We start from the raw sequence: 16,703 nt of genomic DNA, 5'->3' as shown, positions 1-16,703 counted from the left end.
GATGCGCCTCTTCTCACCGACCATCCGCACCATCCCCTGGCTCGCCATGGCCCTGCTCAGCCTGCCGGTGGCCGGGGGACTCGCCGGGATTCTAGCCCCGGCGCTGGGCTGGCTGCCGGCACTCGGCGGCGATGAACTGACCCTTGAGCACTGGCGGACCCTGGTGGCGACGCCGGGACTTGCCGACATGGTGCGCCTGAGCCTGAGCGCCGGGCTTGCCAGTTCGCTGATCTCGCTGGCCATCGTCATGCTGTTTCTCGGCGCCTTCGCCGAGACACGGGCCCTGGCCCTGGTGAGACGACTGCTGTCGCCCCTGCTGGCGGTGCCACATGCCGCTGCCGCCATCGGCATTGCCTTCCTGCTTACCCCCTCGGGGCTCGCCAGCCGTATGATCTCCCCCTGGCCCAGCGGCTGGGACACGCCGCCGGACTATCTCTTCCCCGGCGACCCCTGGGGCCTGGGCCTCACCATCGGCCTGGTCATCAAGGAGGTGCCCTTTCTGTTACTGATGAGCCTGGCCGCCCTGCCCCAGTGCCAGGCCCAGGCACGGCTGCGGCTGGCCCGCTCGCTGGGCTATGCGCCAGTCACCGCCTTCGCCAAGGCGGTGCTGCCGGGGCTCTACCCACTGATTCGCCTGCCGATCTATGCGGTGATCGCCTTCGCCTCCGCCAATGTCGAAGTGGCCATGATCCTCGGCCCCACCACCCCGCCGCCGCTCGCAGTGGCGGTGGTGCGCTGGATCAACGACCCGGACCTTTCCATGCGCTTCGTCGCCTCGGCGGCGGCCCTGTTGCAGCTCGGCGTGACCCTGGCGGCGCTCGGCCTGTGGTGGCTCGGCGAACGACTGGTCGCACGCCTGACCCGGACCGCCCTGACCAGCGGCCGCCGCCAGGCCGGCGACCGTCTGTGGGCCGGCGCCGGCGGGCTCACCACCCTGCTGGCCGTCCTGCTGCTCGGCGGCAGCCTCGTGGGGTTGGTGCTGTGGTCACTGGCCGCCTGGTGGCCCTTCCCGGCAGCGCTGCCAAACCCCTTGAGCCTGCACGCCTGGCAGGGGGCGCTGCCCGGCCTCAAGGACCCGCTGGCACAGACGGCGCTGATCGGCCTGGCCGCCACCGGGCTGTCGCTGGTATTGACCGTCGGCGCTCTGGAGGCCGAGCATCTGCGCAACCGTGGCATGGCCGCCTGGGCAGAACTGGTGCTGTATCTGCCGTTAGTCGTACCGCCGGTCGCCTTCCTGTTCGGTCTGGTCCAGCTGCAGGTTCAGGCCGGCCTGGCCCCGGGAGCATTGGCCGTGATTCTGGCCCATAGCCTCTTCGTGCTGCCCTATGTCTTCCTGTCGCTTGCCGAGAGCTATCGGCGTCTGGACCCTCGCTGGGCACAGGTGGCGGCGAGCCTCGGCCATTCCCCGGCCAGCCTCTTTGTGCGCGTACGCCTGCCGCTGCTGACGGTTCCGATCCTGACCGCCGCGGCGGTCGGCTTCTCGGTAAGCGTCGGCCAGTATCTGCCGACTCTGCTGATGAGCGCCGGTCGCCTGTCCACGCTGACTACCGAGGCGGTAAGCCTGGCAAGCGGTGGCGACCGCCGCCTGACCGCCGTCTATGCACTGATGCAGCTGCTGCTGCCGGCCCTGGGCTTCACCCTGGCCCTGGCCCTGCCCCGCCTGCTGATGCGTCACCGAAGTGGAGTACTCAATCCGTGACCCCTCTCGATACCCTTTCCCCTAGCGGGGCTATCCATACGAGCGCTGAGCGCACGTCAGACGGCCGCCTTTCCACCGGGCATGCCCTGATCCTCGAGGACATACGCATCGACCAGGGCGGCCGCCCGCTGCTATCGCTGGATGCCCGCATCGCCCCGGGCGAGGTGCTGACGCTGATGGGCCCGTCAGGCGTCGGCAAGTCGACCCTGCTTGCCTACCTGGCCGGCTTCCTGGCGCCCGCCTTCACCGGCCAGGGGCGGGTGCTGCTCAATGACAGCGACCTGACTCGCCTGCCGGCCGAGGCGCGCCAGCTGGGCCTGTTGTTTCAGGACCCGCTGCTCTTCCCCCACCTGAGCGTCGGCGGCAACCTGGCCTTCGGCATGCCCCGGAAGGAGTCCTTGAATGCATCCGGGAAAGGGTCCCGGAAAGAGACTCGGCGGGCACGACACGAGAAAATAGAGGCAGCGCTCGAAGAAATCGGAATGGCCGGCTTCGCCGACCGCGACCCGACCACGCTATCTGGCGGCCAGCGCTCACGGGTGGCGCTGATGCGGGTGCTGCTCTCAAAGCCCTGTGCCATGCTGCTGGATGAGCCCTTCTCGAAGCTCGATGCCTCGCTGCGCCAAGAAATGCGTTCGCTGGTCTTCACGCGGGTGCAGCGCCTTGGCCTCCCGGCGCTGATGGTGACCCACGATGCGGCCGATGCGAAGGCCGCCGGCGGTCCGGTCATCGAGCTGGGAGCCCAGCCTTGACCCCATCCATGCATTGACCCTATCCATGCCTCGTCCAAGCCAGTGACCATGCCCGTATCCATAGTCCTCTCCCGCCCCCCGCGCCTGAGCATCATCATTCCCACCCTGAACGAGGCGGCCAGCATCGAAAGCCAGCTGACCGCCCTGCTCGGCCTGTGGGTGTGCGGCGTCGAGCTGATCGTCGTCGATGGCGGCAGCCAGGACGACACCGTGGCGATTGCCAAGCGCCACGCCAGCCGAGTGCTATCCAGCGAACCGGGCCGCGCCAGGCAGATGAACCTGGGCGCCCGGACCAGTCGTGGCGAGCAGCTCTTGTTCCTGCACGCCGATACGAAACTGCCCCGCCGTGCCGACCGACTGATCGCCAAGGCCTTGTCTGGCTCACGCTGCTGGGGGCGCTTCGACATTCGCCTATCAGGTGAGCAGAGCATGCTGGGTGTCATCGCCTTCTGCATGAACTGGCGCTCGAGACTCACCGGCATCGCCACCGGCGACCAGGCCCTGTTCATGACCCGCGCCGCCTTCGAGGCCGTGGGCGGCTATCCCGATCAACCGCTGATGGAGGACATCGAGATCAGCAAACGCTTGAAACACCTATCGAGGCCGGCCTGCCTGCGCGCGCGGGTGGTGAGTTCCGGGCGACGCTGGGAGAACAACGGCCTGTGGGTCACCATGCTGCTGATGTGGCGGCTGCGCTATCGCTACTGGCGCGGCGAGGACTGCCAACGGCTGGCCGAGGAGTACCGCCATGCACGCTGATCCGCTTAACGACGGCTTCCCCTTGGCGATTCTCGCCAAGGCCCCCGTGCCGGGACGGGTCAAGACGCGGCTGACCCCTACCTTCGCCCCCGAGACCGCGGCCAGGCTGCACGAGCAGCTGCTACGTCAGACCCTGAAGGTCGCACTGGCCGCCACTCCGGCCCACCGCATCGTGCTGTGGACCAGCCTCGAGCATGACCACCCGCTGTTCGTGGAATTCGCCGAGCGCCATGGCATCAGCCTGCGCCCCCAGCCTGAGGGCGACCTAGGCGTGCGCATGTTCACGGCGCTCGAGGCCATGGGCGCCCCGGGACTCTTGGTGGGCAGCGACTGCCCGGTGCTGGCGCCTCAACTGCTGGCCGACTGTCACGCGGCACTGGCCCACCATGACGGCGTGCTACTGCCCGCCGAGGACGGCGGCTATGCACTGGTGGGGCTGCGGGCGCCTTGTCAGGCATTCTTCACGGATATCGCCTGGGGCAGTGATCGAGTGCTTGCCCAGACGCTGACCCGAGCCGACAGCCTGGGCTGGCGACTCGCGCAGCCTGCCAAGGTATGGGACGTCGATCGGCCCGAAGATGTGGCCCGCTGGCAGAACCAAGACACCTCGCCTTGATGTTTCGCATCGGCGGATCATGCTACGAAGAGCGATCGACGACAGGGGATGACATGGCGGCGGGAACAACGCAAGACACCAACGCAAGGATGCAGCGCCTGGCGGCCGTGCGGCCTCGGCTGGTGTCCTTCGCACGGCTGCAGCTCAGGGAACCGGCACTGGCCGAGGATGCCGTGCAGGAAGCGCTGGCCACAGCCATCGAGAAGGACGACGACTTCGCGGGGCGTTCCGGTTACGAGACCTGGGTGTTCGGCATCCTCAAGTACAAGATCCTAGATGCCCTGCGCGCCCAGCGCCGCCAGGGCAAGTGGCAGCCCTTCGACGACGAAAGCGACGACGAGGCCATCGACCGGCAGTTTCAACAGAGCGGGCACTGGCAGCTCGCCGCCCGCCCCTCGGACTGGGGCGACCCGGAAGCCACCTTCGCCAACGAGCATTTCTGGCGGGTCTTTGACACCTGCATGATTGCCCTGCCGGAGAACATCGCCCGCGTCTTCTCGCTGCGCGAACTGATGGGACTTTCCACCGCGGACATCTGCAAGGAGACCGGGCTCAAAGAGAACAACTGCTGGGTGATCCTGCACCGTGCTCGCCTGCGCCTGCGGGCCTGCATCGAGCGCGGCTATCTCTCGGAGCACGGCCTGTCGGAGCAAGAAAAATGATCAAGGTGATGATGTGCCGGGAAGCGACCCGGCTGATGTCCAAGCGTCTGGACGCCACACTCAGCCTTGGCGAGCGCTTTTCGCTGCGCTTTCACCTGGGCATGTGTCGTGCCTGTCGCCACTGCAATGCCCAGTTCGACCTGCTGCACCAGGCCGGCCGTCGCTTCGACGATGAGCCGCCCGCGGACGAAGGTGACGACACCTCAACCCGGCGCTGATCCATCGTCGATGGCTGACGGCTAGCCTGAGCGACCGCCCCGGCGCGAGGCCGGGGCGGTCGTTGCTGCATGACGCCTAGATAAGCCGATCGGCCAATTCCCAGAGATCGCCGACCGTGAAGTCGGGCTCGCCGCCCCAGGCATCAAAGGGTGCCTCGGCGCTGCGCCTTATCCAGGCGGCATGCAGGCCGGCATGGCGGGCCCCGATCACGTCGAAGGGATTGCTGGAAATCAGCCAGGTGTCCTGGGCCTCGCTCTCCATGCGGTCGCGCAGGTGGGAATAGACCGCAGGATCGGGCTTGAATCGCTTGATCTCATCGACGCTTACGATGTCGTCGAAGTGATCGCGCAGCCCGGCCTGACTCAGCAGCCCATCGACCGCCTCGCGGGTGCCGTTGGAGAAGGCCACGCAGGTCACCCCGGCCCGAGTGAAGCGCTCGAGAGCCTCGGCGACGTCGGGAAAGGCCGGCAGCTTGCCGTAGGTAGCCATCAGGCGATCCTTCTGCCCCTCACTAAGGCCAGCGCTCAGAGCACGGTCGGTAAACTCAAGCGCCTCACGAGTGCAGTCGGAGAAAGGCGCATAGGCCCCCATCAACCCTCGCCGGAAGCTGTACTCCAGCTGCTTGTCACGCCAGCGCTGAGAGAAGGCCGCTGCCCGCTCACCCAGGGCCTCTTCCAGTTCAGCGATCACGCCGTGGGTATCGATCAGGGTGCCATAGACGTCGAAGGCCAATACGCGTTTGCTCATCGTGCATCCTTGTGTCTAGTACTTAAAAAGAGACCTTAGAACTTGTACTTAATACTAAGAAAGCGACCTGAAGAAGCGTCCTGAAGAACCGTTCAGCATCAATAGCGGATCAACAGCTTGGTAGCATTTAGTCTTGGCGACAAGCCAAGGCCTAGCAGATATCCCCAGCGCTGGACTCATTCCAAACGGCTAAGCCCAGACGGCTCAGGTTAAGCGACTGAGGGCGAAATCCGCGATGGCGGTGTCCTGCACACCGGTGCCGGTAAGATCACAGACCGTAATGGTCGCCGGCGTCAGTCTCAGGCGCTGGCCCTCGGCAATCACTTGGCCCAGCTCGAAGACCTTGAAAGGCAACTCTCCATCGGCCCCGCTCCCGGCCGAAGGTCCATCAGCGGACCCGGCGAAGGCCTTGAGCTCGCCGTTACGTTCGCTCTGGGCTCGGCTGTCGCAAACGAAGGCATCGGCGCGGGTCAGCACGCTGGCATCGAGTTCGCGTTTCTCGGGGCTGTCCGAGCCCATGGCGGTGACGTGCACACCCTCGGGCAGGTCCGCCGCACTGAGAATCGGCTGCTGGGACGGTGTGGTGGTGACGATGATGTCGGCCTCGGCGCAGGCGGCCCGGACGCTTTCATGCACCGTCACCGCAAGCCCCATGGCGCGCAGTTGCTCGGCGCAGTCATTCGCCGCCTCCGGCCGACGCGCCCAGAGATCAACGGCCTCGATATCGCGCACCAGACGCAGCGCTTCGACCTGCCGCTTAGCCTGTTCACCGGCTCCCAGCACCGCGACCCGGCGACTGTCGGTCCGCGACAGGTGTTTGGCGGCAATGGCGCCTGCCAGGGCGGTACGCACCATGGTCAGATAGCCCTCGTCGAACAGCACCGCCTCGACCAAGCCGGTCTGGGCCGAGAACACCATCATCAGACCATTGAGGCTGGGAAGCCCTCGCTTGGGATTATCGAAGAATCCGGGGCTTACCTTGATCGCGAAACGGGAAAAGCCGCGAATATGCGCGGTCTTGACGTCGACCTCGCCGTTGGCCTCCTCGATGGCCATGGACAGGATCGGCGGCTGCACCGCCTCGCCGCGCCCCAGGGCCGCAAAGCCCGCTTCCACGGCGCTCAGGGCGTCCTGATCCAGCGTCACGGCCGCGCTGATCGCCGCCCGGTCGAATAGCTGCATGAGCCTCTCCTGATGAGGGAATGTCGTGATGAGGGAATCAAGTGCACTAGCGTCCTACGAGACGCCGGGCCCGATCAAGGGTCTCGAGTGACACCCCGTTGCCGGAGACGATCAGCGCAACCGTCTGGCCACGGATATCGATGTGGTGCTCTTCGATCGCCGCCAGCCCGACCGCCGCAGCGCCCTCGACCAGCAGTTTCTCGTTCTCGAGCATGTCGACCATGGCATGGGCGATGGCGGCCTCGGAGACCTGATAGTGATCGTCCATCACCTCGTCGACCAGGGCAAAACTGCAGCGATTATCCAGGCCGATACCGCCACCCAGCGAATCGCCAAGGCTCTCGGCCTCCTCGACCGTCACCGGATGGCCGGCTTCCAGGCTCTTCCACATCGCCGCCCCGCGACTGAGGCTGACCCCGGTTATCTGGGCCTCGGGGCGAATGGCCTTCATGGCCGCGCCGATGCCGCCGAGCAGGCCGCCACCGGAGAGCCCGACGAAGACCCGATCAAGACCGGGGGCATCTTCCAGCAGCTCGAGGCCGATGGTGCCCTGACCGGCGGCAATCAGCGGATCGTCGAAGGGCGGGACCAGGGTCATACCCTCCTCGTCGACCAGCCTCGCCACTTCCTTGAAGGCCTCGTCCTGACTGGCGCCGATGCGTGTGACAGTGGCGCCCAGGGACTCGATGGCGGCGATCTTGTTGGCCGGCACCAGAGTCGACAGGCAGATGGTCGCCGGCACGCCCAGGCGTGCCGCGGCGAAGGCCACCGCCCGGCCGTGGTTGCCGGTAGACGCGGTGGTGACGCCGCGGGCCAACGCCTCGCGGCCATGGCGCTCGATCAGGGCGGCAATCATGTTGGTGGCGCCGCGCAGCTTGAAGGCGCCGGTGGGCTGGCAGGTCTCGAGCTTGAGCAGCACTTCGGCCTCGAAGCGCCGCGAGAGGGGCGCCGAGCGCACCAGCGGCGAGCGCACCACCTGGCCGGCGATGCGCTTGCGAGCCTTATAGAGCTCGGCTAGGGTAACGCCATGAATGGGGTGGGACATGGGCTCTTCCTTTATCCTTTCATCCTTCACCGGATGACCATAACCATAGCGGTAACCGCCATCATAACCAGCGTCATAGCAACCGTCATAACCAAGCGCGCCGCCCAGTGGGCGGCGCGCTTGGTTCTCAGTCGGCGCTTGCCTGACCTGGCCTCGCTCAGCGCAGATCGCCCGATGCGGTGAGTTCGTCGGTCACCTTGTCCACGGCGCGCTTGGCGCGCGCGATGATCTCGTCGACCTGGTCGGGAGTGGTAATCAGCGGCGGCGCGAAACCGAGGATATCGCCCTGCGGCATGGCACGCGCGATCAGGTTCTCCTCGAAGGCCGCCGCGGCGATCCGCGGGCCAACCTTGAGGCTCGGATCGAAGTGAGCGCGCTTGGCCGGATTGGCGGAGAACTCGAGCGAGGCCAGCATGCCCACACCGCGAGCCTGGCCGACGATCGGGTGGTCCCCGAAGGTCGCCTGCATCTGCTGCTGCAGGTAGGCGCCGGTCTCGGCGGCGTTGGCGGTAAGGCCTTCGCGCTCGATGATCTTGAGGTTGGCAAGTCCCGCCGCACAGCCCAGCGCATGACCTGAGTAGGTCCAGCCGTGGCCGATCGGGCCGTATTCACCGGTGCCCTGCTCCAGCACCTTCCATACCCGATCGCCGACGATCACCCCGGACAGCGGCTGGTAGGCGCTGGTCAGGCCCTTGGCCACGGTGATCAGGTCCGGCTTGATGCCGTAGTGATGGCTGCCGAAGTTGGTGCCGATACGCCCGAAACCACAGACCACCTCATCGGCGATCAGCAGCACGTCGTACTTGTCGAGCACCGCCTGGATCGCTGCCCAGTAGCCTTCCGGCGGCGGCACGATGCCACCGGTGCCGAGCACCGGCTCGCCGATGAAGGCGGCCACGGTGTCGGGGCCTTCGGCGAGAATCATTTCCTCGAGCCGGGTCGCGCAGTAGGCCGAGAATTCCTGCTCGCTCATGCCTTCCTGCTCGGCGGCACGGTGGTAGTAATACGGCGCCTCGGTGTGGCGGATGGTATCGATCGGCAGGTCGAAATGATCGTGAAACGCCTTCAGACCGGTCAGTGAACCCGATGCGATACCGGAGCCGTGATAGCCACGCATCCGCGAAATGACTTTCTTCTTCTGCGGGCGGCCGAGCACGTTGTTGTAATAACGCACCAGCTTGAGCTGGGTCTCGTTGGCATCGCTGCCTGACATGCCGTAGTAGACCTTGGACATGCCGGGACCGGCCAGCTCGAGAATCTTCTCGGAAAGCTCGATCTGCGCCTCGTTGGAGTGCCCCACATAGGTGTGGTAATAGGACATCTGCAGGGCCTGCTTGTAGATGGCGTCAGCCACCTCAGTGCGGCCATAGCCGATGTTGACGCAGTACAGGCCGGCAAAGCCGTCGATGAACTCGCGACCATCCATATCGACAATATTGATGCCCTTGCCACCGGTAATGACTCGGCCCGGCGCATCGCCATGGGCAAAGTCACGCAGGTGGGTGGACGCATGGAAGGTGACCTTGCGGTCGCGATCGATCAGCTCCTGGTGCTGCTGGCTCATTTCGTTCTCTCTTTTCTCGTGCTCCCCGGCATCCCACCGGGGAGAAGGTTCAGATCAATTATTCAAGACCACTAATCTTGGGAGCTCTGTCTTGAGAGCTGTGTCTTGAGTGCTGTGCGTTCGATGGCCTGGCTAGCTTCCTGACACTGAGCCCAGGGCGCCCAGGCAGTAGTACTTGGTCTCCAGGTACTCATCGATGCCGCTGACGCCGCCTTCACGCCCAAGCCCTGACTGCTTGACGCCACCGAAGGGAATCGGCGGCCCGGTCATCTTGACCGAGTTGACCGAGACCATGCCGTATTCCAGCGCCCGCATCAGCTTCCAGATGCGGCGGATGTCGTGGGTGTAGACATAGGCGGCAAGGCCGTATTCGGTGTCGTTGGCCATGGCGATGACTTCATCGTCGTCGCTATAGGCGGTGATGCCGGCCACCGGGGCGAAGTTCTCTTCGCGCCAGACTTTCATCTCGCGGGTCACACCGGTCAGCAGCACCGGCATGAAGAAGTTGGGTCCGGGCGCCGCCGACTGATCGCCGGCCACCAGGGTCGCGCCCCGGGAGATGGCGTCGTCGACAATGCTCGAGGCCTTCTCGACCGCCTGGCCGTGAATCAGCGGGCCGAGATCGACCTCGCTCTGCAGGCCGTTGCCGACGGTCAGCGCCGCCATGCGCTCGGCGAAGTGCTCGACGAAGGCGTCATGGATCGACTCGTGTACCAGGATGCGGTTGGCCGCCAGGCAATCCTGGCCGGCGGTCTGAAACTTGGCAGCAACCGCTGCCAGGGCGGCCTCATGCGGGTCCATATCCGGGCCGACAATGAAGGGCGCGTTGCCGCCAAGCTCCAGCGAGACACGCTTGACGGTGCCGGCGCTCTGCTCGAGCAACAGCCGCCCAACCCGGGTGGAGCCGGTGAAGGACAGCGCCTTGACGCGCTCCTCTTTGCACAGAATCGAGGACACCTCGGCAGGCTCGCCCAGTACCACGTTGAAGATACCCGCGGGAATGCTGGCCCGCTCGGCAAGCTCGGCCAGCGCCAGCGCCGAGAACGGCGTCTCGCCGGCCGGCTTGACGATCACCGGGCAGCCGGCGGCCATGGCGGCAGCCGCCTTGCGAGTGATCATCGCCAGCGGGAAGTTCCAGGGCGTGATCAGGGCGGCGATACCGATCGGCTCCTTGATGGTGCCCAGGGCCGCATTGGGAATGTGGCTCGGAATGGTTTCACCGAAGGTACGCTTGCCCTGCTCGGCGAACCATTTGATGAAGCTGGCGCCATATTCCACTTCGCCGCGGGCATCCGGTAGCGGCTTGCCCTGCTCCATGGACATCAGGATGGCCAGGTCTTCGCGGTGCGCCTGCAGAAGGTCGTACCAGGCCAGCAGACGGTCGGCGCGCTCGTCGGCACGCAGCGCACGCCACTGGACGAAGGCACGCTCGGCGGCATCCACTGCGCCGCGAATCTGGTCGGCTTCCAGCCAGGGGATATGGCCCAGGACCTCACCAGTGGCCGGATCGGTCACGGCCTCTTCGCGGCCACCATCACCATGGGTCCACTTGCCGTCGACATAGGCGTACTGGCGGAACAGGCGGGGATCGTCGAGTCGCTGAGTCACCGTCGTGGACACTTTCATGAAACACCTCCTGGAAAAGCAGCGCCCATGGCGCTAACGCATGCAATAGGGTCGGACGGCAGCCGCCGCCTGATGCCTACAGCGTAAGGGGTAGAGGAGGACGAGACTTTTTGTTGGACTGCCGTCAGCGCCAGGTTTTTTTCGTGTTAAGGACGAAAGCAGCAGAATCTTCTGTTGGATACTCTCTTGGGCAACAGAGGCGGACATACGCCGGGCAAAAAAGGGGGGGCCAGAAACGCCTTCGCCCCGGCCGAATGGCCGGGGCGAAGGCGTTGCTTGGCAGTCAGTGGTGGGTCTAAGAACGATCAGTAGGCGTCAGTCGGCACCCTCGGAAGTCGCCAGCAGCGCCTCTTCGGTGAACACGATCAGGCCAAGCTCCGGGCGATAGCCGTGGATCTCTTTCACATCGAGGGCCTGCAGGAAGTAGAGAATTTCCTCGCTGATCACCTGACCCGGCACCAGCACCGGGAAGCCCGGCGGATAGGGGATCACGAAGCTCGCCGAGACCACGTCGCGACCCGCCACCATGGCACGCTGCAGTTCGCCATTGTCGAAGCGCAGGTACTCGGTGTTTTCCTCATCGTAGCTGAGGAAGTAGGCACGGCGAATATCGCCATCCGGCGTGCCAGCCTCCACATGCGGCCTAAAGGCATCATGGAAGCGACTAAAGTCCGGCAGCGGTGGCAGGTCGTGGGTCAGCGACTTGACCTGATGCTCGATGATCTTGCGTTCAGGGCGACTGCTTTCCTCCCAGCGACGGTCGAAAGACTTGGCCAGCTTGATCAGCACGTCCAGCAGATAGGCGATCGCGCCGCGAGTGGTGCCGATGTTGGTCATGAACAGCACGGTATTGCGCGAGGTCTTGTTGATCTGAATACCGTACTGGTTCATCAGGTAGTCGTTCTTGAAGGCATCGCCGTCGATACCCGTCTTGCCGATCGACAGGGTGATGCGCGTCGGGTCAACCACGAACTCATCCTGGGCCCAGGCCTCTTCCATCTTGTTCCAGCCCGCATTGGGGTCGTAGTAGGTCTCGACCCCTGACTGGCGGAACTCGGCAGGCACCAGATCACTGTTCTTGAGCACCTCGAAATACTTTTTCAACAACGGGTTGGTATAGAGCTGCTCGCGCAACGATAGCGCCGCCTCGACCTGGGAGTGCACCAGCTCAAAACCTTCCATCTCAGCCTGCATGCGTCCCACGTCCAACGAGGCCAGAATCTGGTAGTTGGGCGAGGTCGAGGTGTGGGTCATGTAGGCTTCGTGGAACGGCGCCTCGACCTTCTGGCGGTAGTCCTGATCGTAGACGTGAATCATCGACCCCTGGCGCAGTGACGTCAGGGTCTTGTGGGTCGAATGGGTAGCATAGGTACGCACCCTCACGGTTTCCGGGTCCGGCATCAGCGGCCGATCGAGCCAGGTGGCATCGTCATCCGGATCCAGCTGATCAAACTCTTCCTTCCAGGCGGCATATTCCGCCGCATACTCCTCGCTGCGATAGCGGTCGCGCAGATGGCGCGCGGCATGCATCGCGGTGCGCGGGCGATAGGTCGGGTTGAAGGTGGCAAAGGCAAACCAGGCCTCGTCCCACAGAAAGACCAGGTCAGGCTTGATGGCCAGACACTCTTCCATGACCCGACGCACGTTGTAGACCACGCCGTCGAAGGTACAGTTGGTCAGCAGCAGCATCTTGACCTTGTCGAGCTGCCCCGAACGCTTGTATTCCAGCAGGGTCTTCTTGATCTCGCGCAGCGGCACGGCGCCGTACATCGAATAATCGTTGAGCGGATAGGAATCCAAATAGGCCACGTGAGCGCCGCTCAGCACCATGCCGTAGTGGTGCGACTTGTGGCAGTCGCGATCGACCAGCACGATGTCGCGCGGCTTGACCAGCGCCTGCACGACGATCTTGTTGGCCGTCGAGGTGCCGTTGGTGACGAAGAAGCTCTGCCGCGAACCAAAGGCGCGGGCCGCGTACTCCTGGGCCTTCTTGATCGGCCCATAGGGCTGCAACAGGGAATCCAGCCCGCCGGACGTCGCCGAGGTCTCCGCCAGGAAGATATTGATGCCGTAGAAGTCGATCATCTGCCCCGCCCAGTGGGAGCGGGTGATCGATTTGCCCCGGGAGATCGGCATGGCATGGAAGACCCCGGTGGGCTTGCGGCTATACTCCCGCAGCGCATCGAAGAACGGCGTGCGGAAGCGGTTGTCGATGGCACGCAGGATGGTGTGGTGCTGCTCGATATAGTCCGTTTCGCGGTAGAAAATCCGGTTGAAGTGACGGATATCTCGGCTGGCGGTGACTTCCACATCGCCACTGGTGACCAGGAACTGATCGATCTCCGGGCGAATCTCGCGAATCATTGAGCTCAGCAGAATGCTGCGTTCGGCCTCGGACTTGGTCTCGAGTTCGACTTCGGAGATACCTTCGAGATAGTTGCGCAGCGCGCTCAGATTGTACTTCGACTTGTAGGGGAATTCGTAGCGAATCAGGCAGGCCTGAATGTTCGGGTTGACTAGGATCGCGATCAACGCATCCTCGAAGCTGCGCACCGTCACCACATCGTAGACGAACTTGTCCTCGGGGCGCCGCAGGTTATGGAACGCTTCGCGCACCACTTCCTCTTCCTGCAGCGACATGGCATCGACGATCAACACCTCGAAGTAGGGCTGCGAGGAGCTGTTGGAGGTCGGGTGACCGCGACGCAGCTGCGCCAGGGCATCCAGGGTCTCAAGGTCTTCCGCATCGGCGTCGGTCTCGCTGAGATCGACCTGGCGACGACGGTAGGACTCGCTGATCATCGCCCGCACCAGGCGCTTGACCACCTTCTCGAGCAGCGAATATTCCTGGCGGTTGAACAGGTGCCAAAGGTGGCGAAAGTCTTCCTTGGAGGGGAAAGCGTGATAGTCCTCAATGATCTCCAGGCGGGTCAGCTTGATGTCGACGGCCTTGACCAAATTACGGGACTGGGCGTCGTCCTTGAGGTGAATCAGCTTGCCAAGATCTCGCTTGAGAGCATTCCAGGTATCGGCACGAAGCTGGGAGATCTTATGGTAGAACCCCAGGGCCGTATACGGCGTGTCTGTTCCAATCGTATCGCTCATGGTGCGTCCCCAGCAGTGCTGCTTGTCATTATGCAACTGCCACGGGCATTCTGCCCGCAAGCAGCGTAATCGATAGGCTAGCCGGCACCGTGGTGCCGGGGCCCGTAGTGAATGATGAAATTGGTCTCGGGAAAGTGCGTGAAGCTCAGGTCGAGGTCGTGCGACGGCCAATGAAACTGCACGCGCCCCTGTAAGGGCCGGTACACCGAGGTGTAAACGGTGCCCAATCCGCGACGGTGGTCGGTACGGTAAAGCGGCGGCGCGAAGAACGCAGAAACCAGACGCTCCTCGGTGGTGGCGTCGTCATCAACTAGGATCGAGAGCTGGCGCTCGCGGATCAGCGTTTCCGACGCCAACGCGTGGGCATACCACTCGATCTTCTTTTGATGGTTGGTCGCCACCGGCACGCGCTTGATGGTGGCCTTGCGATCCGGCGCAATCATCGCCGTGATGTAACGCCCTTGGGCATCATCGACGGTGATGTTGTAGGCCATGTGCGTCGGCACCCGCGCCAACACCTCGGCCGCCTCGGGGGTGGTATCACAGAACTCGAGGATATAGCGCAGGATCATCGGCGCACCGAAGCCGTCGCCAACCACGGTCCGCCCCCCGAAGGCCAGCGACACCGCCAGGCCGCTGTCGTTCATGCCGTCAAGCACACCCCACAGACAGTCGGTCATGGCGATCACCTGCCGCCCGTTCCAGCACGAGGACAGGATGGTGCCCTCGCACAGCTCGGGCGGGTAATCGTAGTTGCGCACCAGCAGATTGCTGTTGCCGTTGGCAAGCACAGCCTGTGAACAACCGGTGATATAGGCTGGCGGGCGATAGAGGCTCAGCATGCGCGAGGAGAGATCACCGCCGCCAGCGAGCTCACACAAACGCTCGTAGGTCGGCAGCAGCTCGGGCATGTGGCGTCGCATGGCATTGAAGCCGGCCAGGTACCCTGGCCGCTCCCGTTCGCCTTCCGACAAGAACCAGCGCTCATAAGCCGGCCAGTGGAGTTCAAACAGCGATTGCCACTTCGCGCCAGCCTGCGGTTCATGGACGGTGCGAAAGGCCAGCTGTTTGACCGCGTCAGCGCCCCACTGGCGTCCGGCCCGTCCCATAGCGGAATCCATCATCAAAGGATCTTGAAGTTGCCGCCGCCTACCGCATGATTCACGGCCACCTGCTCCACCACCGGATCCTGCACCGACTGACCGGCATACTGCCCACGAATGGCATCGATCCAGGCCTTGGCGCGCTCGGTGAGCTGGAAGTCATCATCCATCAGTCGTCCACGGGTGATCAGGATGCCGAGGTCCGCGCCCTCATAGCGGAAGTCGCCAACGCCACTGATGCGCATGAAGAAGGCCTCTTGCTCGCTCTCGGCGGCATGTGGGTGGGAATCGTAGTGATCGAATGCGATGCTACCGTCCACCGCCATGCGCCAGACGCCGGACTGCGGCGCCTGTGTCAGCAGATCCACCGTTTCATCGGTGTGCTTGATCACAAGTTGGCTCCAGCTATCGATGCTATCAGGGTGTGCCCAGCGATCGTTGACGGCCTGGATGTCGATATCGAAATCCTGGCTCGAGAACTCAAGCAGGTGGAACAGGAACAGCGGCACATCCGAATGGGCGAAGGCAGCCACGTTGGTCAACGAGCTGGCACCGGTAACCCGCGGATTGAGTTCGCCCAGATAGACATCGTTGGTGTCCATGTCGATCAGGAAGTCGAGTTCGAAGTAGCCACGATAGCCTTCCTCGCGCAGCGCCTCGCCAAACTTGTTGGTGTATTCCTGGGCCTTGTCACGCACTTCCTGGGTGAAGGCACCGGCGAACATCTCGTTGCCGCACCAGCCGCCCTTGTAGGGTGTCAGCGTCTTGAAGCCGACCAGTTCGGTCATCAGTGGGCCCACCACGGTGCCACAGCGCGTCGCACAGGCTTCGATGGCCGAGCCGCGGCAGTTGATGCGCTTCATGATCTTGACCTCTTCCTCGGCCTCGATCTCTTCGGCGTGGCGGTAGTACTCGTCTTCATTGGAAACGAAGAAGGTCGTATGGCCGGAGTCGCCATAGGCCGACTGGATGACCAGATCGTTGGTGCCCAGCTCCTTGCTGACTTCCATCAGGTGCTGATAGCTGTCGACCTTGGCCAGCACGTTGGGCACGCTGGGTACGCCAACCTTGTTGCCGATACGCACCGTTTCGATCTTGTTGTCCATCCGCGAACGCAGCTTGGCCGGCGGGAAGGCCACCCGCAGCCCCAGCTGTTCGCAGATTTCCTCGGTGTGCTCGTCGAACATCAGGAAGGCAGCCACCCCCTGCTCGCCACGAGAACGGATATAGTCGATGACTTCCTTATGCTCGAGCAGATAGTTGTTGATGTCCTCGATGCTCTCGAAGTCGCGCGGGAACTTCTCCTTGGGCACGAAAACGTTCTTCTGCTTGTCATCGAAGCAGTTGATGTAATTGATGTGGCGGAAATTACCCACCCAGTCGCCGATCCCCAGCAGGTTGAAGTTGGTCGCCGAAATGAAGTAGACCGGCTCCTTGTTGTTATGAAAGAAACGGCGCACATCGGAGATGCTGGTTAGTGTTGTTGTCATGGAGCTGGCTCCTTTTGGGTGACGTTCCTGCGCTGCTTGCGAGGCGGAGGGTGAAGCGCCGCCACTCTGGGCGGCGCTTTTGTGACTCATCAGGCGAGAAAACAGACGTCGTAAACCTTGAATAATAGGGGTTA

The 16,703-nt window shown here is 63.7% G+C and carries 14 protein-coding genes; 6 read left to right on the top strand and 8 right to left on the bottom strand.

From position 1 onward, the window contains the following. Position 1 precedes the first annotated feature (1 nt). From BCL93_RS06450 to BCL93_RS06425, 6 genes are all read left to right on the top strand, one after another. Positions 2-1,699, top strand: coding sequence for an ABC transporter permease (locus tag BCL93_RS06450; RefSeq protein ID WP_112054265.1), 1,698 nt, complete (start codon positions 2-4; stop codon positions 1,697-1,699). 86 nt (positions 1,700-1,785) lie between these two features. Then, a complete protein-coding gene (locus BCL93_RS06445) occupies positions 1,786-2,451 on the top strand; it encodes an ATP-binding cassette domain-containing protein (protein ID WP_258396039.1) in 666 nt (221 codons plus the stop codon). A gap of 48 nt (positions 2,452-2,499) precedes the next feature. Continuing rightward, complete coding sequence (locus BCL93_RS06440) at positions 2,500-3,210, top strand: TIGR04283 family arsenosugar biosynthesis glycosyltransferase (RefSeq protein ID WP_112054264.1); 711 nt, start codon at positions 2,500-2,502, stop codon at positions 3,208-3,210. Next, entirely contained in the window at positions 3,200-3,826 is a 627-nt protein-coding gene (locus tag BCL93_RS06435; RefSeq protein WP_112054263.1) for a TIGR04282 family arsenosugar biosynthesis glycosyltransferase, read from the top strand. The genes BCL93_RS06440 and BCL93_RS06435 overlap by 11 nt, the downstream gene beginning before the upstream one ends. A 53-nt stretch (positions 3,827-3,879) precedes the next feature. Continuing rightward, positions 3,880-4,488 (top strand): sigma-70 family RNA polymerase sigma factor, encoded by a 609-nt coding sequence (locus BCL93_RS06430; RefSeq protein ID WP_112054262.1) that lies wholly within the window; start codon positions 3,880-3,882, stop codon positions 4,486-4,488. After that, entirely contained in the window at positions 4,485-4,706 is a 222-nt protein-coding gene (locus BCL93_RS06425; RefSeq protein WP_258396023.1) for a zf-HC2 domain-containing protein, read from the top strand. The genes BCL93_RS06430 and BCL93_RS06425 overlap by 4 nt, the downstream gene beginning before the upstream one ends. A gap of 76 nt (positions 4,707-4,782) precedes the next feature. Here the strand turns inward: BCL93_RS06425 and BCL93_RS06420 are convergent, their stop codons facing one another. From BCL93_RS06420 to BCL93_RS06380, 8 genes are all read right to left on the bottom strand, one after another. Next, complete coding sequence (locus BCL93_RS06420; protein WP_112054261.1) at positions 4,783-5,454, bottom strand: haloacid dehalogenase type II; 672 nt, start codon at positions 5,452-5,454, stop codon at positions 4,783-4,785. Positions 5,455-5,658: 204 nt separating this feature from the next. Beyond that, a complete protein-coding gene (locus tag BCL93_RS06415; protein WP_112054260.1) occupies positions 5,659-6,636 on the bottom strand; it encodes a cyclodeaminase in 978 nt (325 codons plus the stop codon). A gap of 46 nt (positions 6,637-6,682) precedes the next feature. Continuing rightward, entirely contained in the window at positions 6,683-7,681 is a 999-nt protein-coding gene (gene eutB / locus BCL93_RS06410; RefSeq protein ID WP_112054259.1) for a hydroxyectoine utilization dehydratase EutB, read from the bottom strand. Between the two features lie 157 nt (positions 7,682-7,838). Continuing rightward, entirely contained in the window at positions 7,839-9,245 is a 1,407-nt protein-coding gene (locus BCL93_RS06400; protein WP_112054257.1) for an aspartate aminotransferase family protein, read from the bottom strand. Positions 9,246-9,377: 132 nt separating this feature from the next. Then, positions 9,378-10,871, bottom strand: coding sequence for an NAD-dependent succinate-semialdehyde dehydrogenase (locus tag BCL93_RS06395; RefSeq protein WP_112054256.1), 1,494 nt, complete (start codon positions 10,869-10,871; stop codon positions 9,378-9,380). Positions 10,872-11,186: 315 nt separating this feature from the next. Further along, entirely contained in the window at positions 11,187-13,976 is a 2,790-nt protein-coding gene (locus tag BCL93_RS06390; RefSeq protein ID WP_112054255.1) for an aminotransferase class I/II-fold pyridoxal phosphate-dependent enzyme, read from the bottom strand. Between the two features lie 77 nt (positions 13,977-14,053). Next, positions 14,054-15,100: a C45 family autoproteolytic acyltransferase/hydolase gene (locus BCL93_RS06385; RefSeq protein ID WP_258396020.1), complete on the bottom strand. Its 1,047-nt coding sequence runs from the start codon at positions 15,098-15,100 to the stop codon at positions 14,054-14,056. After that, positions 15,100-16,569 carry a biotin carboxylase gene (locus BCL93_RS06380; RefSeq protein ID WP_112054253.1) on the bottom strand — a complete coding sequence of 490 codons (1,470 nt, stop codon included), beginning with the start codon at positions 16,567-16,569 and terminating at the stop codon, positions 15,100-15,102. Before BCL93_RS06380 ends, BCL93_RS06385 begins: the two co-directional genes overlap by 1 nt. Positions 16,570-16,703: the final 134 nt, after the last annotated feature.

Origin of the sequence: Onishia taeanensis (assembly GCF_003268885.1) — a bacterium.
Classification (GTDB): Bacteria; Pseudomonadota; Gammaproteobacteria; order Pseudomonadales; family Halomonadaceae; genus Onishia; species Onishia taeanensis_A.
This window is presented reverse-complemented; position numbering and strand designations above follow the sequence as displayed.